The following is a 22,627-nucleotide window of genomic DNA, read 5'->3' as shown; positions in this document are numbered from 1 at the left end:
CGCTAATGTCATCCGAGTTAAGGTGCCGCTAAGCGCACATCGTTTTTACCGGCATCTTTCGCCGCATACATGGCTTTATCCGCGGCCCGCAATAAGGCATTTTCATCACTGCCGTGCTGTGGGAATAGACTCACACCGATACTGGTACTGACTTCGAGCATGTGTGTACCAATTTGATAAGGTCGCGCTATGTGTACCACCAATTTACGTGCCACCGCCAGAGCGGCACTGGTGGTCGGTGTGGTGGGTAAGAGTATGACGAATTCGTCACCGCCATAGCGACACACGGTATCCGAACGGCGTAACATACTTTGCATGCGTTGCGACGCGTGAATGAGTAATTCATCGCCGACTTCGTGTCCGTATTTATCGTTGATTTGTTTAAAGCCATCTAAGTCTAAAAACATGATCGCGAAGGCTTTATTTGAACGTTCTGCCTGTAACATCGCTTGTTCGAGACGGTCCGACAGTAGTTTTCGGTTAGGCAAGCCGGTCAACTCATCATGGGTGGCGACATAGCGGATACGTTTCTCGGCATCCTTACGTAATTTGACTTCGCGGCGTAAACGACTGTTTCTGAAGGCGATAAACAAAAAGACTAACACGACACCCGAACCGACCTTCAACGCGACTTGAATCAGTTCTTCATCGCTCCAGCCGGTCTGCAACTCATAACCATACCATTTATTGCGTAACTGGTTTTGCTGACTCTGCGTGATATTATCGATGCCTCGATTAAGCGTTACCACTAACGGTTGCCAATCACTCCGAACACCAAAAAACAGATCTTGGCCTGGCGCATCATCTAACACCTCGAGATTGGCATGAGTGATAGGGTGATTTTGTAGTTCGTACACTAAAATAGGCAGGCTATCGACATAGACATTAATTTGGTTTTCTTTGAGCGCTTTGGTGGCTTGCTCGATATTGTCATACTCAATCACTTCAGTTCCGCGCTGATTACGAAGCAGCGATACAACACTGTAATCTTGGATAATCCCTAAGCGTTGGCCTCGCAAATCACCCACGTTGACACTGCCACGCGCGTTTAAGGTCTCTTTGTTGCGGTACAACACCGCCCACGGCATGGACCAGTAGCGTTGTGTAAAACTGGTGTAGCGCGAGCGGTCTTCGGAGTACGACATACTCGGTAAAATATCGATCTCACGTTGCTCGAGTGCTTTGAGGCAACGACTCCAAGAGCCGCAGTCTTGCCATTTAATGGTGAGCGGTAACTTTTGTGTGATGAGGCGCAACATATCGGCATCAAAACCAATGCCGTCGCCGCTCTCGATGCCTATCAGTGGCATCAGGTTAGTCGGCACCCCCACTCTAACCGTGTTGTGCTGTGCTAACCACTCATCCGTATCCAGTGTCGCCGCATGCACTAGCGATAACCAAAAGCAGGCGATGGTCGACAACCAGAATTTAACGTTTTTCATTGATTTAGATGCTTCCCTGCTCACGAGTTGCTAAAAGGCATTTTTTCTCGCCTATGTTTTGGTTAACCCTATGCGATATGCTTTTATTCGCGTTTAAATCTGTGCCTTACGGCGAATTAACGTTAAACTAGCATCATGTTTTAAACTGCATTGATAGTTATTGATCATGAGTCAACAAGACACCATTTATTCTAAAGCGTTACCGAGCGTTGGCGACTTCCGTTTTGATGAACACGTGGTAGAAGTTTTCCCAGATATGATAAACCGCTCAGTTCCGGGCTACGCTACGATCATACAAACATTACCACAACTAGCCGAACGTTATAGTCAAGATAATACAAATGTGTACGATCTGGGCTGCTCGCTCGGCGCCGCGACACTCGCCTTACGCAAAGGCTGCGAGAAACATCGGGGTAATCACATTATTGCGGTGGATAATTCGCAACCAATGATCGACCGCGCACAGCTTCACCTTAACGGCTTCAAGAGTGACATTGCCGTTGAGTTCAATTGCCAAGACGTGCAACAAACGCCTATCGATAACGCTTCTATTGTTGTACTTAATTTTACACTCCAATTTGTGCCAAAAGAAGACAGAAATGCGCTCATCGATAAAATTTACTCAGGATTAAACCCAGGTGGTGTTTTATTAATCGCCGAGAAGGTGGCGCACCCTGATGCACACATCCACGATACGCTAGTCGATCTGCATCATGATTTTAAACGCGCTAACGGCTACAGTGAACTCGAGATTAGCCAAAAACGTGCCGCTATCGAAAATGTCATGAAAATTGACACCCTCGATACACATTTCGCGCGTTTCAAACAATCTGGCTTCGCTCATGCAGGGGTGTGGCTGCAGTGTTTTAATTTTGCCGCCATGCTCGCGGTAAAAGGAGAATAATGCATGAATATGTTCGCTCAGGATCTCAGTGCGCTTGCGCAAAGCCCCCATCACCCATGGCTTACCACTTTACCCCAGCAACTCAGTGACTTTTTGCAGTCGCCCCATGGCGAGTTTAAAAAGTGGCAACGGGTGCTTAAACAACTGCCTTCGTTGGCGACTGATCATGTTTCGCTGGGTGACACCGTGCAAGTGGGCTTGCCCGAGCAAGCCAGCGACTCCGATAGAGCCCGTATGAACGGTCTACTGAAGCAATTACAGCCTTGGCGTAAGGGACCTTTCGATTTATTTGGATTGTCGATTGACACCGAATGGCGCTCAGATTGGAAGTGGCAGCGCGTACAACCGCATTTAAATAATTTAAAAGGTCATCAGGTTTTAGACGTTGGTTGTGGCAGTGGCTATCACCTATGGCGAATGTTAGAGGCAGGCGCAGCAGAGGTTTGGGGGATTGACCCAGGCGAACTATTTATGACTCAATTTCAAGCCATTAAGCAAATGATGCCGAGCGCTATTGCCGAGCGCGCGCACTTCTTTCCGGTCGGAATCGAGCATATGCCCTCACTTCAAAGTTTTAATACGGTTTTTAGCATGGGAGTATTGTATCATCGCCGTTCACCACTTGAGTTTTTACAACAACTTAAAAACTTATTAAAACCAGGTGGACAGTTGATATTGGAGACAATCGTCGTTGAGGGTGACGAACAGACCGTGATGATGCCCGGTGAACGTTATGCCCAAATGCGCAATGTTTGGTTTTTACCCAGCGCCAAAGCGCTGTGTGTTTGGCTCGAACGATTAGGTTTTAAACAGACTGAAATTGTTGATCATAACCCCACCTCTCTTGACGAACAGCGATCAACTGAATGGATGACCGGTGAATCTTTGAAAGATTTTCTTGATCCAAAAGACCCAGAAAAGACTATTGAGGGGTATAAAGCACCCATCCGTGCGATTGTTAAAGCGACAATTTAATCGTCAGACAAGAGGTTAGACAATTATCCTATGCCACACTACAGAGCTAAGTCCACTTTGGAACAATGGCGCATTTTACAGGCGGTTGTAGACTGTGGTGGTTACGCACATGCAGCAGAGAAACTTAACAAAAGCCAATCTTCATTAAACCATGCGGTTTCTAAGCTTCAGCAGGTGTTAGGCGTCCAGCTTTTAGAAATAAAGGGACGTAAGGCCGAATTAACGCATGTCGGTGAGGTCATGCTGCGACGCTCGCGACAACTGACTCAAACCGTGTATGAGCTGGAGCAGCTCGCTTGCAACATGGAGCAAGGCTGGGAGCCAGAAATCAAACTCGCACTCGAAATGGTATTTGACCGCGATGACCTGATCCCGGCATTAAAAGACTTTCAAGAACATGGCCGGGGTTCGCGTCTCACCATTGAAGATACGGTCCTGACCGGAACGCTCGAGCATATTCGTAATGAATCCGCCGATTTAGTCGTGACGCATCAGCTTCCGAAAGGCTTTTTGGGAGAGCCTATCCACGACTATTATATGGATTTGGTTTGCCATCCTTCACACCCGCTCGCGCAACAAGATTCCCCTATTTCTCAAGATGAACTTGCTCAACATTTGCAAATCGTGATCCGCGATACAGCCACGCAACCTGCCGAAGAAGGCGGATGGTTAAAGGCTGAGCAACGTTGGACGGTCAGTCATTTTGACGAAGCATTGCGCTTAGTGCGCTCAGGCTTAGGCTTTTGCTGGTTGCCGCCCTATATTGCGCAACGCGCTATGCAGAAAGGTTCGTTACGTAAGCTTGAACTAAAAGGCAGTACGTGCCGCAAAGGCTCACTTTACTTAGTGTTACCCAAAGGAGATAAAACAGGGCCTTGCTCGCGTTTACTCGCCGACCTGATCCTGCGACACGCCCCAAAGCGCCAAACGGATGATATGGAAGCCAGCGCTGGCTAGCGCTGGCCTCAAGCTTTACGTTTGCTTAACGAGCTGACTCGTTACGCTTGCAATTGCTTGATGTACTTTTTCATATCATCCGCTAATGCAGGATGACGCATTGCGTGCTCGATGAACGCCTGCGCATAACCCAATTTATTGCCGCAATCGTGGCTTTTACCTTTCATGTAGTAGGCGTTGACTGGGGATTGTTCGAGTAACATCGCCATCGCATCGGTCAGTTGGATTTCGTTGCCTGCGCCAATGGGCGTCTTAGCAAGCAGCGGCCATAAGGTTTCCGGGAACACATAGCGTCCTACCACGGCAAGATCCGAGGGAGCCTTGCTCACTTCGGGTTTTTCTACCAATTGTTTAATAGGCGCTTGCTCGCCCTCGGCGAGATCAACGCCGTTGATATCAGCAATACCATAGCTACTGACTTGCTCATGGGGAACCTTCTCGACCATTACCTGTGTCGCGCCGGTTTCCTTAAAGTTGCGCACCATCTCAGCCATATTATCTTGACGTAAATCGCAGCTCGCCGAATCGACGAGTACATCAGGCAGGACCACTGCAAAGGGCTCATCGCCGACCAACGGACGCGCGCACAGCACCGCATGACCTAGGCCTTTCGCCTCGCCTTGACGCACGTGCATGATGGTGGTGCCTTTAGGACAAATGGCTTGTACTTCTTCAAGCAACTGACGTTTTACCCGGCGCTCTAGCGTGGTTTCGAGCTCGAAACTGGTGTCAAAGTGGTTCTCGATGGAGTTCTTACTGGAATGGGTTACCAAAATTACATCGGTTAAACCCGCTGCGGAGCATTCTTCAACAATGTATTGAATTAATGGACGATCAACCAACGGCAACATCTCTTTTGGGATTGCCTTGGTCGCCGGTAGCATTCGTGTGCCAAGCCCAGCCACTGGGATAACAACTTTTTTTACCCGTTTCGTGCTCATGAATTCTTCCTTTTTTCGAACATTTTTTTATTGGGGCACGTTTATACCTTGCCGAACTGTTATAATGCAAATCCAATTTATTTGCTAACAACGGTCTAGGTAGGGTGCCATGGGATTTTATTTAACCTCACGACAGGTTCCGCAACTCAAATCATATCCGTTTACAGAACGCGCGCTTATTTTAACAATGGCGCAACAAGCGATGCCGGTCCCTCGTCGTATGATATGTAACCTAGCTAAATTAGTACCTATTTGCATTATCTTTTTTGCCATTGTCGATCTGCCGGGCTGGTGGAAAGCGCTTGGTCTACTCGCCGCGGGTATTGGCTATCCTTTATTTACTCAACCTATCACCCTCAATATGTCACTACCTTATATGGATAAGGCAGTGCGTCAGTTTGAAGCGCAACGCGCAGATCATTCAGAGGATGAGGATGAGGATGAGGACGACTGACGCTCAATACTTAAAATCGCCTCGGGCAACTGGCAATGAACGCGTTTGAGCTTGGTTTGAATATAATTGTGGAAACTTGCATGACGCCAAATACCCAACGCTAAATCGGGTTTTGCTTGGGGTTGCATACGCAGCCGATCACCAACTTGGGTCCAACGAAATGCGTGCTGCTCGGTGTCGAGCACAGCAAAAACACCATCAAATGCCGTACGTACGCGTGAATGGCACAACTCAAAGTTAATGTGTTGCACTAAGCTGCGCGGATCCAAAATGGTATCGTCACTGCCCGCTAAGTGTTGACGAATCAAAGGATCAATCAGCGTTTTAAGTACCAGTAACGGGATTAAGTTCTGCTCGGTTTGACTGTGCGCCGTTGCCATGACAATGAGCACGCGCCCCTCTGTTAAGGGTCGATAGTCGATCCAGATATTCGCCTCTGCTCCCGCCGCCACTTGGCTTTCGATGTGATAGTCACCAACGTTTAAGGGTTGTTTGGCAAGCAGATCGTTGGCTAAGCGTGCGACGATATGGTCGTCTTGATAGAGTTGGTTAATGTGGCTATCGAGTTCCCAGATATCGCTCACATAAGTTTCTTCGAGACGATGCCGCTGTAGGCAATGTTCGATCGCCTGCGTAATGGTATCTAGCCTGTCGATAGGCTTGACCAAGTAATCCCACGCACCTAATCGCACCGCTTCACGAATATCACCCATGTCGTCGCTGGCAGAAATAACAATCACCGGCAAATGAGGCGCAAGGCTGAGTAGCCGCTCAATAACCTCTAGGCCGTTAATATCCGGTAACATGAGATCACACAGAACGATATCCGGCGTATTTTGCTGACACCAGGATACGCCTTGCTCACCATATTCTACGCAGTGTACTGCATAATTTTGCTGGATGAGAAACTGCTCAACCACTGATTGAAACACACGATCATCTTCAATCAGTAAGACATGTTTTTGACTCATTCAGGTATACCTATCCTCGGACGATTCATTTAAGCATCGTCCAAGGAAGTACCTGCGTCAATACGAGGTTTTCGATAGATAACGAGAAGCTAGGGTTGCTCAGTGAACTCAGCCTCGTCTGCTTCGACGTCTGGCGGCGGATTACCGTCGTAAACTTCGTAGTTCCAGTTTTGGTAATAGGCTTCTTTTACGAAGGTGTAGGGATCAAGCGAGTTCTCTAACACTTGCTCTTGGTCGCGTAATCGCAAACGTAACGACAAGCCTTTTACTGTATAACGCGGGATATCCCAGTCATCGCTGATCTCGGTATATGGAAAGTAGTTACTATCCACCCAGTCAGTGCCTCGGTCGATGACCACCGTTGGACCTAACACGGGTAGCATTAGGAACGGACCATTGGGCACGCCCCATACAGCAAGGGTTTGACCCAAGCTTTCTTCGCGTTTGGTTAATCCCATTTCGGTAGCGGGATCGAGTAACCCGAGCAGGCCGATCGTGCTGTTAAAGAAGAAGCGCCCTGCCGTGACACCGGCGTCGGTAAACTGGCCTTGCAGCAGATTATTGACGAATGACCAAGGCTCTTGCAGGTTCTCAAGCGCACGATAAAGTGAATTACGCACCGGTTCAGGCACATTTTCATACACTTCTGCGGCCGGCTTGATAACCGCTTTATCTAACTCACGGTTAAAGTCCCACACTGCGCGGTTGGTATCCTCAAACGGGTCACGCGGGTCGGCGTACGGGTCGTCTGGTTGTGAGGAACATGCACCCAAAGCCAATGTACTGGCGGGCAAGGCCCACTTAGGTGCGGTTTTAAGCCAATTAGTCATTCGCTACTTCCGTTACTTTTTGATTAAGAGTCAGCGCTACTTCTACCGAACGCTGTGCATTTATAGTCATTGGCTCGGCAAAGAGATCACCGGCTTCACGGTCAATTTTATCGTCCTGCGATACCATCGCCTTCACTTGCCATTGATCTAACCCGCTCAAGCGATAATCGGGCAACATCGAGTCAGCATCGGTCAAGGTGACCGTCACCGGCCAATCATTAACGGCGAGACGTTTAACCGCCGCAGGCATGGGGGGGCCTTGCGTTGCCGTGACGTAAATAAATAAGGTGCCTTGTTGCGGTAATTGGTCACGCATTTGTTCGCCTAAGGAAACGGTGACCGTGACACTGCGATCGGCGGCTTGCAGTTTTTGCTGCGCGTCGGCGATCGCCTGCTGAACCGCATTGCTACGCTGAGACTCGTTATCGAGCAATGGCATTAGTTGCTGCCATGCCGCAATAGCTTGTTTCCAGTCGCCTCGCTCATAGGCGACAAAACCGGTCAATGACAATGCCTCGATGTGCGTCGGTTGCTGCTGTAATACGCGCGCCAACATACCGGCGGCTTTACGCAGACGTTCTTCGGTCGGCGATGACATTAAAAAGCGCGCGTAGCTAATTAAAGTGCCGGTGCGGTTCGGTGCCAGTGCCAGTGACTTTTCAAACGCCTGTTGGGCTTGGTCAAATTGACGTAAGTCTGACATGATCCCCGCGTATAACCACCATGCCATCGGGTCATCGGGTTTTGCAGCGAGCTTTTGACGCATGCCTAGGGCAAATGTCTGCATGGACTCAACATCGGCCTGTTGTTGCTCCTGCAATAACCGTTGACCCAGCTCAGGCAACTGCGCAAGCGCATCATCCGCTTGTTTTTGCAAAGACCAACTTCCAAACATCGCGTAAAAGCCAACCGCTATCGCTAAAATAATCGCGATAGGAATAAATGGATTGGCGCGTTTCCACGTGACTTCGCCTTCGATATCACGACTGTCACTAATGAAGGTTTTATCGAGCTCCAGCTTCGCTTCTTCGAACGTTTCTTGCGAGATACGTTGCTTGTTTTTATCTTGTTCTAGCTCGGCAAGACGTTGTTCGTACCAATCACGGTTTTCACTCTCGCGGTCAACACTTTGTCGACGCTGTCGAAGCCCCGCTAGTAAAACAATGATAACTGCGATTATTAACAATACCGCCATCGCCAAATACAACTTAATCATGGTCTGGCTTCCTTAACTGTTCGAGTCGCTCTTGCTCTTCGGCCGAGAGCTCAAGCGGCTGCTTGCGTTTGCGAGACATTACCCACGCCACGCCAATGCCTATCGCGATAATCAGCAACGGTCCCCACCAGAGGATACTGGTGTACCAATTAAACGGCGGACGATAATGCACGAAATTGCCGTAACGAGCGACCATGTAGTCAATGATTTCTTCTCGACTCTTACCTTCCATGATCATGGTGTAAGTGCGGTCGCGCATATCAGCTGAAAGCGGCGCGTTTGAATCGGCAATGTTTTGGTTTTGGCACTTAGGGCATCGGAGTTCTTGCGTGAGCGTTTGATACAACTGGCGTTGTGCTTCAGTCTCAAACTCATGCTCACGAATCGATGCTTGCGCGGTGGCATACAGGCTAAATAACATCGCCACTAGTGCTAACGCGCCGATGACGCTGCTGGTTAAGGTTCGCATTACTGTTTCGCCTCCTGCACCATCTGCTGATAAATCGCTTTTAGCTGGTTCTCCCAGTTGCGGGGATTCACATCACCCACATGGCGATAGCGGACACGTCCGTCGGCATCGATAAAATAAGTTTCTGGTGCTCCATAGACGCCGAATTCGAAGGCGACCTTACCTTCTGGATCGTACAGGTTGACGATGTAAGGGTCGCCTAGTGTATTGAGCCAGTCCATTGCCTTCCCGCGTGAGTCGTCTTTGTAGTTTAACCCGACAATAGGTATGCCCTGCGCTGCAAGTTCGTTAAGAAACTCATGCTCAGCGCGACAAGTGGGGCACCAAGTCGCCCAAACGTTAAACAGTAAGGGTCCCTTTTTGAGTACCTGTTCACTGTGTTGCGTCGTGGGATCAAACAAATCCTCTGCACTGAACTCGGGCACCGGTTTATTAATCAACACCGACTCAAGATGCGTGGGATCTTTACCGAGACCCTTGAGCAGAAATACCACCAAAACAATAAACAGAATCAACGGCACAAACAGCACGATCCACTTTTTACTTGCGCTATGCGTCTCTTGTGTATTCATGCCTGAACTCCCTGCTTACGCTTGCGATATCGCTTATCGGCCATCGCGATAAGCCCCCCCGTTGCCATAATTAACGCGCCTAACCAGATCCACCGCACGAAGGGCTTGGTGTAAAAACGCACCGCCCACTTGGTTTGGTTTCCTTGGCCTTGTTCTAACGGCTCGCCCATTGCGACATAGAGATCACGCAGAAGACCCGAATCAAGACCAACTTCGGTCATACTCATGCGTTGCACACGATAAAAGCGTTTTTCACTCACCACCTGGGTGACCCGCTCACCGTCTTCGCTCACGGTAAACACACCGTGATCGGAATCGTAGTTGGGGCCTTCTCTGTGTTTTAAATGCTCAAAGGTCAGGTCATACTCACCGACATTCACGGTTTGTCCTGGCTCAATCGAAATATCACGCTCGGTTTCATAGTGTGATACCAGCGCCACACCCACCAAGGTGACCGCAAAGCCAATATGACCTAGCACCATGCCCCACTGGCTGGCGGGAATCCGGCGCAAGGCACTGACATCGCCACCCCGTTGTTGCACACTTTGCAGTACGTCGGTGACGGTTGCTAAAGCGACCCAAAGCGCGAGGAACAAACCCAGCACCGCCCAAAGATGCATCTGATTTGCCCAAATTTTGGGGAGCACGACGGCTAATAGCGCCGCCAGCGTTAAACACAGCAACAATGGCTTTAATAGCGGCGCTAAGGGTTGTCGACGCCAGCGCATCCAGGGTCCGACGCCAAGCATCAATGCGAAAGGTACAATAAGGTAGCTATACAGTTCGTTAAAGAACGGTTCGCCAATTGAGATTGAGCCTAACCCGAGTTGCTTATAAACAAGCGGCAGCAAGGTACCTAACAGCACCACCACCATAGCCGCCATCAATAAGACATTATTGGCTAATAAGAATACTTCACGCGAGGCGGCTTCATAGCGACTGTAACCTTGCATTTGCGAAGCGCGCCAGCCATAGAGTGCCAATGAGCCACCAATCACGATCGCCAACAACACCAGTATAAATAAGCCGCGCGTTGGATCGGAGGCAAAAGCGTGCACCGACACCAAAACGCCCGATCGTACTAAGAAGGTGCCGAGCAGGCTTAAGCTGAATGCGGCTATCGCCAGTAATACGGTCCAGGATTTAAAGCTGCCGCGTTTTTCGGTTACGGCTAAGGAGTGGATCAGTGCCGTACCTACCAGCCATGGCATAAAGCTCGCGTTTTCAACGGGATCCCAGAACCACCAGCCACCCCAGCCGAGTTCGTAATACGCCCACCAACTACCCACGGCAATTCCCACCGTGAGGAACATCCACGCGGCGAGCGTCCAAGGGCGCGACCAACGCGCCCACGCCGCATCTAATTTGCCGGACATCAATGCCGCGATAGCAAAGGCGAACGCCACTGAGAAACCGACATAGCCCATATACAACAAGGGCGGATGAATAATCATGCCGGGGTCTTGCAACAATGGGTTGAGGTCATTGCCGTCGACCGGAATGATCGGCAAACTGCGGTCGAACGGATTCGACACTGTCAGCATAAACAAATAAAACCCGATGCTGATAAGACCCAAAATACCCAGCACGCGCGCGACCATGGGTAATGGCATTGAACGCGAGAATAAAGCAACCGCTGCAATCCAGCCCGCCTGCATCAGCATCCAGAGGAGGAAAGAGCCTTCATGCGAGCCCCACACTGCGGTGATGCGGTAAAACCATGGGAGTTGGGTATTGGAGTTGGCTGCAACATAGGCAATGCTAAAATCATTTTGTACGAAGGCAGTGACTAACAAGGTGAACGCGATTGCAGTAAATACAAACTGCCCTATCGCCAGCGGTCGTGACAGGCTCATCATGCCGCCGTGACCACGTTGTGCACCTATCAGTGCATAGCCTGCCAACAAGGCGGAAAAAGCTAAAGCGATAGCAATACTTAGATGACCAAGCTCAGCAATCATGGGGTCTCCTTTTGCTCAGCTGGTTGATTCGGATTAACATGCTTAATGCCTTTCATTTTTTCGGCGAGGTCGGGCGGCATGTACTCTTCGTCATGCTTTGCCAGTACTTCACTCGCCTGCAACGTGCGCGGTGCGATAAGCTCGCCCTGAGCAACGATACCTTGTCCCTCGCGGAATAAGTCCGGCAAAATACCTTGGTAAAGAATGGTCACTTCGGGCCCGGTATCGGTGACTTTAAAGCTCACCTCGAGTGTTTCTGGATCACGATTGACCGAGCCTTCTACGACCATACCGCCAATCCGCATACGTTGACCGACTTCGGGCGGTTGCTTGCCCGCCTCGACCTGTTCAAAGTCACTCGGTGTATAGAATAAATTGATACTGTGGCTCATGGCATACAGCATTAAACCTAAGGCTGTGCCAACACCAATAATTAGCACTACTACCCAAGTTAACCGTTTTTTACGACGCGGGTTCATACCTCTACTCCTCAGCACTCGCTTGTAGCGAACGACGCGCAAGACGCTGTTTACGACGTTGAACTTTTAAGCTTTCCTTCTGCAAACGTCGCCGCTGTACACTGGTTTCTAAGGCAACACCTGCAATCACTAAAAAAGTCAGAAAAAAAGACGACCACACATACAGTCCGTAGCCCCCCATGTGTACAAATTCGCTAAAACTAGAAAATGCCATTAGCGTTCCTCCTCGACGACTGCGCTGCTGTCTTGTGCGAGCTCTGCTTGTGCCCACGGACGATTGAGCTCGTGCTTAAGTAACTGATTTTTGTAACGCATCAGCACTAAGGTCGCGGTCAGTAACATAAAACCTAATAAACTAATAAGCAGCGGCCACAACATGCTTGTAGCGATCGACGGACGCTCTAATTTGGTAATCGTGGCACCTTGATGCAAGGTGTTCCACCACTCGACCGAGTAATGGATAATGGGCAGATTGACGACCCCGACAATCGCGAGAATCGAAGCGGCTTTTGCTCCTGTTCTGGCATCATCAAAAGCGGCATACAGCGCCATGACGCCGACATATAAAAACAGCAAAATAAGTTCGGATGTTAGTCGCGCATCCCACACCCACCAAGTGCCCCACATGGGTTTGCCCCATATTGCACCGGTGAACAACGCGATCGCTGTCATCGCCGCGCCGACAGGCGCGATGGCGGGTAACGCCCACTCAGCGGTTTTAATTTGCCATATCAGCGCTATCGCACCACAGATTGCCATACCAAAGTACGCACCCATGGAGAAAATAGCGGCGGGCACGTGGATATAAATAATGCGGTAGCTATCGCCCTGTTGGTAGTCCGACGGTGCAAAGGCAAGCCCCCAGACCATGCCCACGAGTAAACTGACGACCGTCAAACCGGCGAACCATGGGAGTAACTTATCGACTAGACGGTAAGTCGCTTCGGGTTTTGCATAAGGGTGTAACCAACGCCACATATTAATTCACACTCATTCTAACGCCCGCGGCGACAGCCAGCGGTGCTAATGTTACCGTTAATACGGATATGGCTGCCAAAATAGCCAACTGTCCGTGCACAGCCATGCCCATTCCTGCACTTTCGACTGCCGAGGTGGCAAAAATTAGTATGGGAATAAACAATGGCAATAAAATTAAACTGACTAAGGCACTCCCGCGCTGCAACGGCAACGTCAACGAAGCCCCTGTTGCCGCCAAGGCACTAAGTGCTGGCGTACCGAATAACAGCGATAGACTCAGTGCGCCATACGCTGAGCCTGGTAAATTCAACAGTAATGCCAGTAGCGGCGAGAGTATCACTAATGGCAATCCACTCAACAGCCAATGCGAAACCATTTTTGCGCTGACTGTAAAGGCAAGGGGTTGTGGCAACAAACACAGTTGTTCGAGCGAACCGTCGGCATAGTCATCTTTAAAAATGCGATCGACACCCAGCAGTGTGGCGAGTAAAGCCGCCACCCAGATGATCCCCGGTGCAATACGACTGAGTATATCGGGTCCGGGTCCAACCCCCAGCGGGAATAACGTGATCACCATCAACAAGAAAATGAGCGGATTAATCGCATCTGAGCGCCGACGCGCGGCGAGACGTAAATCTTTGCTGAGCACCGAACGCCACAACTGCAATGCGCTCATGACTGTGCTCCCATGGCATTGGCGTAGGTCTCACCCAGGTGCCGTTGCTTAGGATTTAAACTCGCCAGCGATAATGCTTGATGTGAGGTCATTACAATGCTGCCGCCTTGCCCTAAATGGGTCTGAAACCGCTGTTGTAGCATGGCGATCCCCTTTACATCGAGTGCGGTAAAGGGTTCGTCCAGTATCCATAAAGGGGCTTGGCTATGCCATAAGCGGGTGAGCGCAACACGACGCTGTTGCCCCGCAGAAAGCCGACCTGTGACTTCATCCTCGAGCCCCAGAAGGCCAATTGTCTCGAGCAGATCCCAATCACTGGAACTGTCTTGCTGTGCTGTTTTATCGCCACTCAAGCGGCGTTGCCAGTAGACGTTTTCTAAGGCGGTTAGCTCGGCTTTTACTGCGGGCTTATGACCGATAAACAGCAGTTGCTGATGATAGACACTACGGTCATACTGTATGGGTTGGTTGTTAAACTCGATACGACCGCTACTGCTTGGCATCAGTCCAGCCAGCATTCTGAGTAGCGTTGATTTGCCAGCACCGTTGGCGCCCGTGATTTGCCAAAGTTCGCCCGCGTGGACCTCGAAGGAAACGTGTTCAAACAGGGTACGCCCGCCGCGAACTGATGAAAGTTCGTGCGCTCGCAGTCGGGGCAGAGGTTCTGTTGTTTTATGCTTCATCAAGGCTACGATAGTGTCTGCAAATGATGTGAAAATTGGCTCGAGTTTACCACAATATTTGCCGAAAAAGCCACGTAAAACGGTCGCTTTTCATGATCTGGGTAGGGGCAATGCGTCATGCAAATTAAACAGTTATTACAACAAGCGATGCAGTCTTTAACGACGTCATCGGATAAGGCTGCCCAGACGTCAGCTCACACACCGCTAGCCAAAGTTGACCAAGCCCAACAACACGCCCGACAAAGTCTCTTTAATGCGCTCACCTCGCAACTCAGTAGCTCGGTTCCTCAGCCACGCTCGTTTGGCGCGGCTCAAGTCAACGCTCAGTTACAGTTGCCTGCTGGGACAGCCTCTACGATACAACAGCAAGTTGAGCAACTGGCGCTTCGTGCAAGCGGTCAAAATCAACCGCCTTTGGGAGCCAAGGCGCAACACACTGCGGTTATGCGACTTGTTGAGCGGATCCTGCAAAGCGATGCCACCCTCCGTCTGCCGAGTTCGACGAACCCGACTCAGTCACCGGCTACAACGTCGAGCGGCGCCACGATCGCGCTCCGCGACTTACCACCTGCGTTACAAAAGGCGCTTACCGAGTCGCTCGGCCAACAGTTGAACCAACAGGTGCAGGTCGCCGCAAGTAGGCAAAACCCGGTGTCATCTACTCCATTGAGTCCACTATCAATGACACTCACCGCGGTCAAGATAGACCAAGCGCAGCTTATATTACAGTTGCAGAGCAGTGCTCGTGTAGTTAGCGACGTGCGCGTACCGATAGCGCAGATGCCCCCTGCTATTTTGCGTTCGTTACTGCAACAACTCACGTGTGAACCGGCGCAACTCGCACAACCCCGGAGTGGGCTGATGCAAGCGGCAATGGCTGAACCGACGGCTGTTGATGGGCGTTTTGTCAAACAAACGCAAACAATGACGCCGGCGCAACTGACGCAGTTTTTGCAGCAAAGCCTCGCCGCCACGCCACCTCAGCAGGGCGAAGTAAAAAATTTATTGAATCAGGTATTGGCGCAGCTCCCTCAAGCCGAGCAATTAACTCAGCCGCAACAACTCACGCGCTATGTGAATGATTGGTTTGCGGCGAAGCCGGTAAGCCCTCAGCCTACTCATCAATTTGGTGTGGTCGGCAAACTGATTGTGGCGTTACTTGGCCTTCGTTTACAGACACAACAGTCTGGTGCCTCGTCGCAAGCCGCTAAAGGCTTAAGCCAGGCCGTGTTAGACCAAATCATGCGCGGTCCGGCTGAGCGCAATCCCGCTAGTGAGCGCCGTTTAGATGCCGCCACGCCAATGACCGCAGAGGTGCGGGAACGACTCAATACGCAACTGTTACAGCAGCCGATGGCGCAGTTACAACGCTTGTTAAGCACGTTATCGCAAACAATGAACTCGGTACAGAGCAGCCAGATGCGGCTTCAGGATAGTCCCAGTCAACAACCGGAATTCTACTTGCTATTGCCATCGCAGAACCCACTCAGTGAAACCAGTACCGAGCTGCTGATTAAGCGTGAGCCCAATGAACACAATGATGAACATACCGAACGTTCGGTGTGGCTATTTAACTTACGCTTTGAACTCAAGCAGTGGGGGCCGATGTTAGTTAAAGGGCGTTATCAAGTGGGCGGCACGCGGGTGCAATTTTATACCGAATCGTTGGCAGCGCAGCAGCATCTTCAGCAACAACTGCCCGAGTTAGAGCAACGTTTAACGACATTAGAAGTGGCTAGCGTGGACTTTCAGGTTAAACAAGGCAAAGTGCCTGACACGCTCGCACAACAACACAGCGGCATCATTCGGGTGACGGTATGAGCGATAGTAAACAGAAGCAAGCGATTGGCTTATCCTACGATGGCTTAAATGCGCCTCAGGTGATCGCCAAAGGGTTTGATGAGCTTGCAGAAGAGATTATTGAAGTGGCTAAAGCGCACGGCGTGATGGTACACGAAGATCCCATGTTATCTGATTCATTGGCGCGGCTTAACGTGGGTGAAGAAATTCCGCGAGAGCTGTACGTGCTTATCGCGGAACTGATTGCGTTTTCCTATCTACTGGATGGGCGATTTCCCGATAGTTGGTACTAACTACGCTGATGCATGGCGAGCATCAACTCTGCCTCGGCACGGGGTAAATCACAGGCTTGCATGAGATCGTCAACACTGGCGCCCTGCTCGACCAGTTTCGCGGCTCGCTGATACAGCTTCACCTCGGGCTCTTGTTGCTCTAGCTGCTTTATCGTGCTGGCAAATTGCTGTTGCTGCTGATGGAGCGATTGTTGCTGAGCTCGCAATTGCTCAAGCGCCTCATGCAGCGGTTGCAATTGTGCCTGATTGTCTTCTGTTTCGGGTTCTGAAGGCGTATTTTGTAACGCGCCCAGCGCCTCGGTCAGCATTAATAGGCGTTGCTGTTGTCGTTCTAATAATTCGGTATGCTTGCGGCTCGTCATTACCGCTACGATCAGTGCAACAATAGCTAGCATCAGCGCCGCTGCTGCTAGCCAAACAGTTATTGAAGTCATCAAATAGTTTTATCCTAACCGCGAAATTTCATCCCACTCTTCATCGGTCAGCATTTTATCTAAGTCGACAAGGATCAACAACTCGCCATCTCGGTTCGAGACGCCTTGAATAAACCGCGCGCTTTCTTCGGTACCCACGTTCGGTGCGCTATCGATCTCAGATTTCTTCAGATAAACCACCTCAGCAACGCTATCAACGAGAATACCGATGACTTGCTTATCCGACTCAATAATCACGATACGTGTGTTATCGGTGATTTCGTTTTCTGGCAAACCAAAGCGCAGACGTGTATCAATAACGGTGACCACGTTGCCACGCAAATTAATGATACCGAGTACATAATCCGGCGCACCCGGCACTGGCGCAATCTCGCTGTAGCGCAACACTTCTTGCACCTGCATGACGTTAATGCCGTAGGTTTCCTCTTCGAGCTGAAAGGTTACCCACTGAAGCACTTCATCATTGCTATCGACTTCAGCTTGTTGTTTTGTTTTGCGGTTTTCAGTTGCCATACTATGACTCCGATTCATTGTGTGGGCCATTTTGCGTATGACCCAAGCCTTTATCTAGCAGTTTAATTAATTCGTTTACATCGAGTAATGCGCACATTCTATTGCGCACGACACCCGCGAGCCAAGGTCGCTTTTGATTGGGGCCGTTACGCCATTGAATCGCATCGGGCTGCAAGGGTTCGCTATCGACCAGTTCCTCGCACAACAGTCCCCATGGGCTATCACTCAATGTAATCATATACTCGTATTTAATACCGTCTTCGACTTCTGCAGTGAGTTTTTCGGGCATCACCCAGCGTGCGGTATCAACCGCCTGCAGCTTGTTACCACGCTCGTTCATGATGCCCTTAAACCAATGCGGTTTGCCAAACAGTGGACTGATTTTACCTAACGTGTGAATGCCACCTAAACTCTTTAATGGCACGGCGAGTGTCAGCCCTGCCACTTTAAAAAATAACGCTTGGAAGTCATTCTCTTGGTATTCCATCATCGCGTCGGTTGGCGGCGGCGTTGCGCCGTCATCTTGCATATCGGCGTCAACCGCAGTTTCTGTAGCTTTGGCGACTTCCGTCTGCGTAAAGTCCTGTTCAGCTACCGACTCCGGCACGTCCGGCACAGACTCTGGTTCCGGTGCCCGTTCAGGTTCCGGTGTCAATGCTGGCTCGGTTTTCAGCGCAGGTTCTGGTTCACTCACAGGCTCAGGCTTAAGCGTCTGGATCTTAGGCATAGCGCGCTCAAGTAATGCCCGCACAGGCGAGTCATCGAAATCAACCGGGGCGGGCTCTTCCTCTAGCAATAGGGCATCAAGGTACTCGGTCATGGCTTGTTCACTTTGGTAGTTTGAGCGACTCACATGACCTCCTATAGGTTCAACTGCTGCAGATAAGTCAGCAGGGTTTGATAAGCCAATACGCCGCGCGATTGAGGCGCAAACATGGAAGGCGGTAACTGTTCATTACTCGCATCACGGAACTTTGTATCAATTGGAATCATGCCATTCCACACGCTTTTACCGTAACGCTGTGCCAGCTTTTTATAGGTATCTAACGACGCCCGCGTCCGTTTATCGTAAAGGGTCGGGATAATCGTATACTGATGCGCTTGTCCTCGAGATTTTTGGATTAAAGCGAGCGTTCGCATCATTCGTTCTAAGCCTTTCAGCGCGAGTGGCTCGGTTTGTACCGGAATTAATACTCGCTCACAACATGCCAGGGCGTTGACCATCAGTACCCCCAGCACGGGTGGCACATCAATTAGTACGTAATCATAACGATGCTCGACGTGCGCTAACGCCCTTTGCAGAACCAGCCCCATACCGCCTTGGGTACCGAGCTTACGGTCTAGCGTCGCGAGCGCCATACTCGCGGGCATGACATCGAGGTGCTCATGTTCGGTCGCGACAATCGCACTTTTCGTTGTTTCTTTATCAACGTTTTTACCCATCGCGAACACGTCGTACGCAGTCGCATCGAGCTCTTCTACATCAATACCGAAATAAAAAGTAAGCGATGCATGCGGATCGATGTCGATACACAACACGCGTTGACCTCGCTGTTGCAATAAGCCGGCTAACGCCACTGTTGTAGTCGTTTTACCTACGCCGCCTTTTTGGTTTGCGATGGTCCACACATGCATGGCTTAATCTCCGTAACCGACTTCGGTCAGTAACGCACTCGCCATTTGGTTTAAACTGACACTGCGGGTTGAAATGCCCGCGCTTGCGACCGCTTGCGGCATGCCGTACACGACACAGCTGGCTTCATCCTGTGCCCAGATGGTTGCACCCTGCTCTTTAAGCATGCGCGCGCCCTCGCGACCATCCGCACCCATCCCGGTTAAAATAACACCCAGCACTTTACCGCCGTAAGCTTTGGATAAGCTGGCAAAGGTCAGGTCGACACTGGGTTTATAGGTGATACGCCCGGAGTTATCTTCGCGAATTCGTAAGCGTGCTGCTCCGGCTCGCCCTTCCACTAACATTTGCTTACCGCCGGGGGCTAAATAGGCAACTCCAGGCTGTAAGTTATCGCCATCTTCCGCTTCTCGCACGCGGATTTTGCACAAGCCATCGAGTCGTTGCGAGAACGCTTTGGTAAACGCCGCTGGCATGTGCTGTACCATCACGATCGGATACGGAAAGTTCTGTGGCAGCTGCGTCAAAATTTTTTGTAGCGCGACGGGTCCTCCGGTGGAGGTGCCTATCGCGAGTAATTGGTATGCTCGATTAATGGTTAGCCGTTCGGTCGCAACCGGTGCTGCAGTCGACGGTGCTTCACGCGACGCCGGTTCACGCGCGATTGTCGAGCGCGTCGATGTACGATCGCCAAACGCTCGAGAACGGGTGCTTTCACGCGGCGTTATTGAACGCGGGGGTGGCGTTGGGCTGGTTGTACGTGCTGGAGGCCGACGGCGAATGCTCGGTTTGGCAGCTATTGCAATGACGCGATCCTGCAGGGTTTTGACTGCTTCTTCGCGATTGCGTGCAACGTCTTCGAATTTCTTTGGTAAAAAGTCCGCCGCGCCTGCTTCTAGCGCGTTCAGTGTTGCCGTCGCGCCTTCATGCGTCAACGAGCTAAACATCAAAATAGGACAAGGTGCATCACGCATGATTTCACGGACTGCGTCGATGCCGTTCATCACGGGCATCTCGATATCCATGGTGATGACATCGGGACGTAAGCTTTTTGCTTGCTCAACGGCTTGACGGCCATCGTTTGCTGAACCGATGACTTTTATCTGACTATTACTTTCAAGAATCTCTGTTACTCGGCGTCGGAAGAACGCCGAGTCATCGACCACTAAAACACTCACTGTCATTTTTAGTGTTACCCGTTATCGTTTCGCGTAGTACTTGAGCATACTTGGCACATCAATGATTAACGCGATACCACCATCACTGGTAATGGTCGCTCCCGCCATGCCTGGCGTCCCTTGCAATAGTTTATCAAGTGGTTTTATCACCACTTCTTCTTGACCGATCAGCGCATCGACCACAAAACCCACTTGTTGGTTGCCGATCTGCACCACAACCACGTGACCGTTTTCGTTTCGCTTATTACGCTCTGGTCGGCGCGTCAGCCAATGCTCTAAGAAAAATAGAGGAATCGCTCGTTTACGCACGATCAATGTCAACTGACCATCGACGGTATTGGTCTTTGCCATATCCAAGTCGATAATTTCACTGACCACGGCGAGCGGCAGTGCAAACGTCTGATCTTTTACCTCGACCATTAAGGTCGGTAAGATCGCCAGCGTGAGCGGTACTTTGATGAGTAGTTCAGTGCCTTTACCGAGCTCTGATTCAATTTTAATACTACCGTTCAATTGACTGATTTTGGTTTTTACCACGTCCATTCCGACGCCACGACCCGAGATATCCGACACTTGCTCTTTGGTTGAGAAACCGGCGGCAAAAATCAGATTGTAGGCATCTTCGTTGGACATACGCGCGGCGGCATCTTCATCGAGAACGCCCCGTTTAATTGCGATTTGTTTGAGTTTTTCGGCATCCATCCCCGCACCGTCGTCTTTAATAGACAACATAATGTGGTCACCCTCTTGCGACGCCGATAGTGTTACCATTCCCTCGCGGGGTTTGCCTTTTGCTTGGCGCTCATCGGGCATCTCGATGCCGTGATCGACCGAGTTGCGCACCAAATGCACCAGTGGGTCAGCGAGTGCTTCGACTAAATTTTTATCGAGGTCGGTTTCTTCGCCGTGCATCTCGAGATTAATTTCTTTTTTCAGGCTACGTGCCAGATCACGCACGACCCGCGGGAAGCGGCCAAAGACTTTCTTAATAGGCTGCATTCGGGTTTTCATCACCGAGCCTTGTAGATCGCCGGTTACGACATCGAGGTTGGCGATGGCTTTGCTCATCTCTTCGTGCTTTTGATCATCGCTGTTGCTGAGGCTTAACAGGCGGTTTCGTACTAACACGAGCTCACCGACCATGTTCATGATCTCATCAAGACGCTTGGTATCCACTCGCACTGTAGTTTCTGGGGGCGGTGGTGGCGGCGCGGCGGGCTTTTTCGCCGGCTGCTTGGCTTGCTCTTTTGATGGTTCAGCTTTTTTCGGCTCGGGCTGTTTAGGCGCTGCTTTTTGAGGCTCGGGCTTTTTGGCTGCTGCGGGTTGTTGCGCTGGCTTTTCTGCGGCTTTGTTGACTTTAGGGGCCTTGCCTTTGCCGTGCAGATCGTCGAGCAGCGCTTCAAACTCGTCATCGGTAATTTCGTCGCTGTCGCTTTTGCTGGCTGATTTTTGTTCTTCTTGCTGTTTTTCTGCGCTGGTTGGGGCTTTACCCGAACCGTGGAGTTCGTCGAGCAAGGCTTCGAATTCGTCGTCTGTGATCTCGTCGTTATCGGTATGGGTGTTTGGTGCTTCTTTTTTATTGGCTGTTTTTGAGGCACCGGGGCCTTGGCCTTTGCCGTGGAGTTCGTCGAGCAGGGCTTCGAATTCGTCTTCTTGGATGTCGTCGACTGTGTTTTCGGCGTCGTTTGTCGCGCCAGAGGCGCGACCTACGTCGGTGTCGGTGTCGGCGGCATCATTTGTCGCGCCAGAGGCGCGACCTACGTCGGTGTCGGTGTCGGCGGCATCGGTATCGGCGGCGGCGTCGTTTGTCGCGCCAGAGGCGCGACGTACGTTGATGTCGGTGTCGGCGGCGGCGGCGGCGGCGGTGTCGTCTTCAGATTCGGGTTGGGAGAGCTTGTGGAGGGTTTCGAGGAGCTCGCTGTCAGCGGCTTCGGGTTCCTCTCGCGCTTGTAATTGAGCAAATTGGGCATTGATGGTGTCGAGCGCTTGCAGGATCACGTCCATGAGGTCAGACGTGACTGTGCGTTGTCCGTTACGCAAGGTATCGAACACGTTTTCTGCGCCATGACAAGTATCGACCAGTGCCGAAACGGCAAGAAAGCCGGCGCCCCCTTTTACGGTATGAAATCCTCTAAAAATCGCATTGAGAAGATCTTTGTTTTCGGGGTCGTTTTCTAATTGAACGAGTTGCTCGGATAACTGCTCGAGGATTTCTGCTGCCTCGATTAAGAAATCCTGTAAGATCTCTTCGTCCATCTCAAAGCTCAT

Annotated in this window: 25 protein-coding genes; 6 read left to right on the top strand and 19 right to left on the bottom strand. The window is 50.8% G+C overall.

Going from position 1 to position 22,627, the window contains the following annotated elements; all coding sequences use genetic code 11:
* Positions 1–17: 17 nt before the first annotated feature.
* Complete coding sequence (locus AWU56_RS06405) at positions 18–1,442, bottom strand: diguanylate cyclase domain-containing protein (protein WP_006954931.1); 1,425 nt, start codon at positions 1,440–1,442, stop codon at positions 18–20.
* 166 nt (positions 1,443–1,608) lie between these two features.
* Here AWU56_RS06405 and cmoA point away from each other — a divergent pair, with 166 nt between their 5' ends.
* From cmoA to AWU56_RS06390, 3 genes are read left to right on the top strand one after another with little or no spacing between them, the layout of a single operon-like run.
* Complete coding sequence (cmoA, locus tag AWU56_RS06400; protein WP_286682049.1) at positions 1,609–2,346, top strand: carboxy-S-adenosyl-L-methionine synthase CmoA; 738 nt, start codon at positions 1,609–1,611, stop codon at positions 2,344–2,346.
* Positions 2,347–2,349: 3 nt separating this feature from the next.
* Positions 2,350–3,321, top strand: coding sequence for a tRNA 5-methoxyuridine(34)/uridine 5-oxyacetic acid(34) synthase CmoB (gene cmoB / locus AWU56_RS06395; protein WP_286682048.1), 972 nt, complete (start codon positions 2,350–2,352; stop codon positions 3,319–3,321).
* 30 nt (positions 3,322–3,351) lie between these two features.
* The gene (locus AWU56_RS06390; RefSeq protein WP_272978854.1) at positions 3,352–4,278 is read left to right on the top strand and encodes a LysR family transcriptional regulator; all 927 of its coding nucleotides are present in this window, start codon (positions 3,352–3,354) and stop codon (positions 4,276–4,278) included.
* A gap of 41 nt (positions 4,279–4,319) precedes the next feature.
* Here AWU56_RS06390 and galU read toward each other — a convergent pair whose 3' ends face one another.
* Positions 4,320–5,219, bottom strand: coding sequence for a UTP--glucose-1-phosphate uridylyltransferase GalU (galU, locus tag AWU56_RS06385; RefSeq protein ID WP_286682047.1), 900 nt, complete (start codon positions 5,217–5,219; stop codon positions 4,320–4,322).
* A 109-nt stretch (positions 5,220–5,328) separates the two neighbouring features.
* Here galU and AWU56_RS06380 point away from each other — a divergent pair, with 109 nt between their 5' ends.
* A complete protein-coding gene (locus AWU56_RS06380; RefSeq protein ID WP_286682046.1) occupies positions 5,329–5,673 on the top strand; it encodes a DUF6170 family protein in 345 nt (114 codons plus the stop codon).
* Here the strand turns inward: AWU56_RS06380 and AWU56_RS06375 are convergent.
* From AWU56_RS06375 to ccmA, 11 genes are all read right to left on the bottom strand, one after another.
* Positions 5,637–6,644, bottom strand: coding sequence for a response regulator (locus tag AWU56_RS06375; protein WP_286682045.1), 1,008 nt, complete (start codon positions 6,642–6,644; stop codon positions 5,637–5,639). The genes AWU56_RS06380 and AWU56_RS06375 overlap by 37 nt on opposite strands.
* An 89-nt stretch (positions 6,645–6,733) precedes the next feature.
* Entirely contained in the window at positions 6,734–7,474 is a 741-nt protein-coding gene (locus tag AWU56_RS06370; protein WP_286682044.1) for an MlaA family lipoprotein, read from the bottom strand.
* Positions 7,467–8,690, bottom strand: coding sequence for a c-type cytochrome biogenesis protein CcmI (gene ccmI / locus AWU56_RS06365; protein ID WP_006954917.1), 1,224 nt, complete (start codon positions 8,688–8,690; stop codon positions 7,467–7,469). The genes AWU56_RS06370 and ccmI overlap by 8 nt, the downstream gene beginning before the upstream one ends.
* Positions 8,683–9,159, bottom strand: coding sequence for a cytochrome c-type biogenesis protein (locus tag AWU56_RS06360; RefSeq protein ID WP_272978863.1), 477 nt, complete (start codon positions 9,157–9,159; stop codon positions 8,683–8,685). Before AWU56_RS06360 ends, ccmI begins: the two co-directional genes overlap by 8 nt.
* Positions 9,159–9,731 carry a DsbE family thiol:disulfide interchange protein gene (locus AWU56_RS06355; RefSeq protein ID WP_286682043.1) on the bottom strand — a complete coding sequence of 191 codons (573 nt, stop codon included), beginning with the start codon at positions 9,729–9,731 and terminating at the stop codon, positions 9,159–9,161. Before AWU56_RS06355 ends, AWU56_RS06360 begins: the two co-directional genes overlap by 1 nt.
* The gene (locus AWU56_RS06350) at positions 9,728–11,692 is read right to left on the bottom strand and encodes a heme lyase CcmF/NrfE family subunit (RefSeq protein ID WP_286682042.1); all 1,965 of its coding nucleotides are present in this window, start codon (positions 11,690–11,692) and stop codon (positions 9,728–9,730) included. The genes AWU56_RS06355 and AWU56_RS06350 overlap by 4 nt, the downstream gene beginning before the upstream one ends.
* Positions 11,689–12,171, bottom strand: coding sequence for a cytochrome c maturation protein CcmE (gene ccmE / locus AWU56_RS06345; RefSeq protein WP_006954913.1), 483 nt, complete (start codon positions 12,169–12,171; stop codon positions 11,689–11,691). Before ccmE ends, AWU56_RS06350 begins: the two co-directional genes overlap by 4 nt.
* Before the next feature lie 4 nt (positions 12,172–12,175).
* Positions 12,176–12,385, bottom strand: coding sequence for a heme exporter protein CcmD (gene ccmD, locus AWU56_RS06340; protein ID WP_006954912.1), 210 nt, complete (start codon positions 12,383–12,385; stop codon positions 12,176–12,178).
* Positions 12,385–13,149 (bottom strand): heme ABC transporter permease, encoded by a 765-nt coding sequence (locus AWU56_RS06335; protein ID WP_006954911.1) that lies wholly within the window; start codon positions 13,147–13,149, stop codon positions 12,385–12,387. Before AWU56_RS06335 ends, ccmD begins: the two co-directional genes overlap by 1 nt.
* A 1-nt stretch (position 13,150) precedes the next feature.
* Complete coding sequence (gene ccmB, locus AWU56_RS06330; RefSeq protein WP_006954910.1) at positions 13,151–13,825, bottom strand: heme exporter protein CcmB; 675 nt, start codon at positions 13,823–13,825, stop codon at positions 13,151–13,153.
* Positions 13,822–14,508, bottom strand: a complete 687-nt coding sequence (gene ccmA, locus AWU56_RS06325; protein ID WP_006954909.1) for a cytochrome c biogenesis heme-transporting ATPase CcmA — start codon at positions 14,506–14,508, stop codon at positions 13,822–13,824. The genes ccmB and ccmA overlap by 4 nt, the downstream gene beginning before the upstream one ends.
* A gap of 117 nt (positions 14,509–14,625) precedes the next feature.
* Here ccmA and AWU56_RS06320 point away from each other — a divergent pair, with 117 nt between their 5' ends.
* Entirely contained in the window at positions 14,626–16,329 is a 1,704-nt protein-coding gene (locus AWU56_RS06320) for a flagellar hook-length control protein FliK (protein WP_286682041.1), read from the top strand.
* Complete coding sequence (locus AWU56_RS06315; protein WP_006954907.1) at positions 16,326–16,601, top strand: EscU/YscU/HrcU family type III secretion system export apparatus switch protein; 276 nt, start codon at positions 16,326–16,328, stop codon at positions 16,599–16,601. The genes AWU56_RS06320 and AWU56_RS06315 overlap by 4 nt, the downstream gene beginning before the upstream one ends.
* Here the strand turns inward: AWU56_RS06315 and AWU56_RS06310 are convergent.
* The 6 genes from AWU56_RS06310 to AWU56_RS06285 are packed head-to-tail and all read right to left on the bottom strand — an operon-like array spanning position 16,598 to position 22,627.
* Positions 16,598–17,035 carry a DUF2802 domain-containing protein gene (locus AWU56_RS06310; protein WP_286682040.1) on the bottom strand — a complete coding sequence of 146 codons (438 nt, stop codon included), beginning with the start codon at positions 17,033–17,035 and terminating at the stop codon, positions 16,598–16,600. The genes AWU56_RS06315 and AWU56_RS06310 overlap by 4 nt on opposite strands.
* Positions 17,036–17,044: 9 nt before the next feature.
* Positions 17,045–17,548 carry a chemotaxis protein CheW gene (locus AWU56_RS06305; protein WP_006954905.1) on the bottom strand — a complete coding sequence of 168 codons (504 nt, stop codon included), beginning with the start codon at positions 17,546–17,548 and terminating at the stop codon, positions 17,045–17,047.
* 1 nt (position 17,549) lies between these two features.
* Positions 17,550–18,401: a chemotaxis protein CheW gene (locus AWU56_RS06300; protein ID WP_286682039.1), complete on the bottom strand. Its 852-nt coding sequence runs from the start codon at positions 18,399–18,401 to the stop codon at positions 17,550–17,552.
* Between the two features lie 8 nt (positions 18,402–18,409).
* Complete coding sequence (locus tag AWU56_RS06295) at positions 18,410–19,183, bottom strand: ParA family protein (protein WP_286682038.1); 774 nt, start codon at positions 19,181–19,183, stop codon at positions 18,410–18,412.
* 3 nt (positions 19,184–19,186) lie between these two features.
* On the bottom strand, positions 19,187–20,365 hold the full coding sequence (locus AWU56_RS06290) for a protein-glutamate methylesterase/protein-glutamine glutaminase (protein ID WP_286682037.1): 1,179 nt from the start codon (positions 20,363–20,365) through the stop codon (positions 19,187–19,189).
* Between the two features lie 15 nt (positions 20,366–20,380).
* The gene (locus AWU56_RS06285) at positions 20,381–22,627 is read right to left on the bottom strand and encodes a chemotaxis protein CheA (protein ID WP_286682036.1); all 2,247 of its coding nucleotides are present in this window, start codon (positions 22,625–22,627) and stop codon (positions 20,381–20,383) included.

Source organism: Idiomarina sp. T82-3 (assembly GCF_001577655.1).
GTDB classification, from domain to species: Bacteria; Pseudomonadota; Gammaproteobacteria; order Enterobacterales; family Alteromonadaceae; genus Idiomarina; species Idiomarina baltica.
Note: the sequence above shows the minus strand (reverse complement) of the source record. Positions and strands in the feature narration are given on the sequence as shown.

Excerpts from the sequence above, each read along its gene's own strand:
- AWU56_RS06370 (WP_286682044.1), bottom strand. The coding sequence starts at position 7,474 with ATGACTAATTGGCTTAAAACCGCACCTAAGTGGGCCTTGCCCGCCAGT.
- ccmI (WP_006954917.1), bottom strand. The coding sequence starts at position 8,690 with ATGATTAAGTTGTATTTGGCGATGGCGGTATTGTTAATAATCGCAGTT.
- AWU56_RS06375 (WP_286682045.1), bottom strand. The coding sequence starts at position 6,644 with ATGAGTCAAAAACATGTCTTACTGATTGAAGATGATCGTGTGTTTCAA.
- ccmE (WP_006954913.1), bottom strand. The coding sequence starts at position 12,171 with ATGAACCCGCGTCGTAAAAAACGGTTAACTTGGGTAGTAGTGCTAATT.
- AWU56_RS06315 (WP_006954907.1), top strand. The coding sequence starts at position 16,326 with ATGAGCGATAGTAAACAGAAGCAAGCGATTGGCTTATCCTACGATGGC.
- AWU56_RS06360 (WP_272978863.1), bottom strand. The coding sequence starts at position 9,159 with ATGCGAACCTTAACCAGCAGCGTCATCGGCGCGTTAGCACTAGTGGCG.
- AWU56_RS06335 (WP_006954911.1), bottom strand. The coding sequence starts at position 13,149 with ATGTGGCGTTGGTTACACCCTTATGCAAAACCCGAAGCGACTTACCGT.
- AWU56_RS06305 (WP_006954905.1), bottom strand. The coding sequence starts at position 17,548 with ATGGCAACTGAAAACCGCAAAACAAAACAACAAGCTGAAGTCGATAGC.
- cmoA (WP_286682049.1), top strand. The coding sequence starts at position 1,609 with ATGAGTCAACAAGACACCATTTATTCTAAAGCGTTACCGAGCGTTGGC.
- cmoB (WP_286682048.1), top strand. The coding sequence starts at position 2,350 with ATGAATATGTTCGCTCAGGATCTCAGTGCGCTTGCGCAAAGCCCCCAT.
- AWU56_RS06290 (WP_286682037.1), bottom strand. The coding sequence starts at position 20,365 with ATGACAGTGAGTGTTTTAGTGGTCGATGACTCGGCGTTCTTCCGACGC.
- AWU56_RS06310 (WP_286682040.1), bottom strand. The coding sequence starts at position 17,035 with ATGACTTCAATAACTGTTTGGCTAGCAGCAGCGGCGCTGATGCTAGCT.
- AWU56_RS06390 (WP_272978854.1), top strand. The coding sequence starts at position 3,352 with ATGCCACACTACAGAGCTAAGTCCACTTTGGAACAATGGCGCATTTTA.
- AWU56_RS06320 (WP_286682041.1), top strand. The coding sequence starts at position 14,626 with ATGCAAATTAAACAGTTATTACAACAAGCGATGCAGTCTTTAACGACG.
- AWU56_RS06285 (WP_286682036.1), bottom strand. The coding sequence starts at position 22,627 with ATGAGCTTTGAGATGGACGAAGAGATCTTACAGGATTTCTTAATCGAG.
- galU (WP_286682047.1), bottom strand. The coding sequence starts at position 5,219 with ATGAGCACGAAACGGGTAAAAAAAGTTGTTATCCCAGTGGCTGGGCTT.
- AWU56_RS06295 (WP_286682038.1), bottom strand. The coding sequence starts at position 19,183 with ATGCATGTGTGGACCATCGCAAACCAAAAAGGCGGCGTAGGTAAAACG.
- ccmA (WP_006954909.1), bottom strand. The coding sequence starts at position 14,508 with ATGAAGCATAAAACAACAGAACCTCTGCCCCGACTGCGAGCGCACGAA.
- AWU56_RS06405 (WP_006954931.1), bottom strand. The coding sequence starts at position 1,442 with ATGAAAAACGTTAAATTCTGGTTGTCGACCATCGCCTGCTTTTGGTTA.
- ccmD (WP_006954912.1), bottom strand. The coding sequence starts at position 12,385 with ATGGCATTTTCTAGTTTTAGCGAATTTGTACACATGGGGGGCTACGGA.
- AWU56_RS06350 (WP_286682042.1), bottom strand. The coding sequence starts at position 11,692 with ATGATTGCTGAGCTTGGTCATCTAAGTATTGCTATCGCTTTAGCTTTT.
- AWU56_RS06380 (WP_286682046.1), top strand. The coding sequence starts at position 5,329 with ATGGGATTTTATTTAACCTCACGACAGGTTCCGCAACTCAAATCATAT.
- AWU56_RS06355 (WP_286682043.1), bottom strand. The coding sequence starts at position 9,731 with ATGAATACACAAGAGACGCATAGCGCAAGTAAAAAGTGGATCGTGCTG.
- ccmB (WP_006954910.1), bottom strand. The coding sequence starts at position 13,825 with ATGAGCGCATTGCAGTTGTGGCGTTCGGTGCTCAGCAAAGATTTACGT.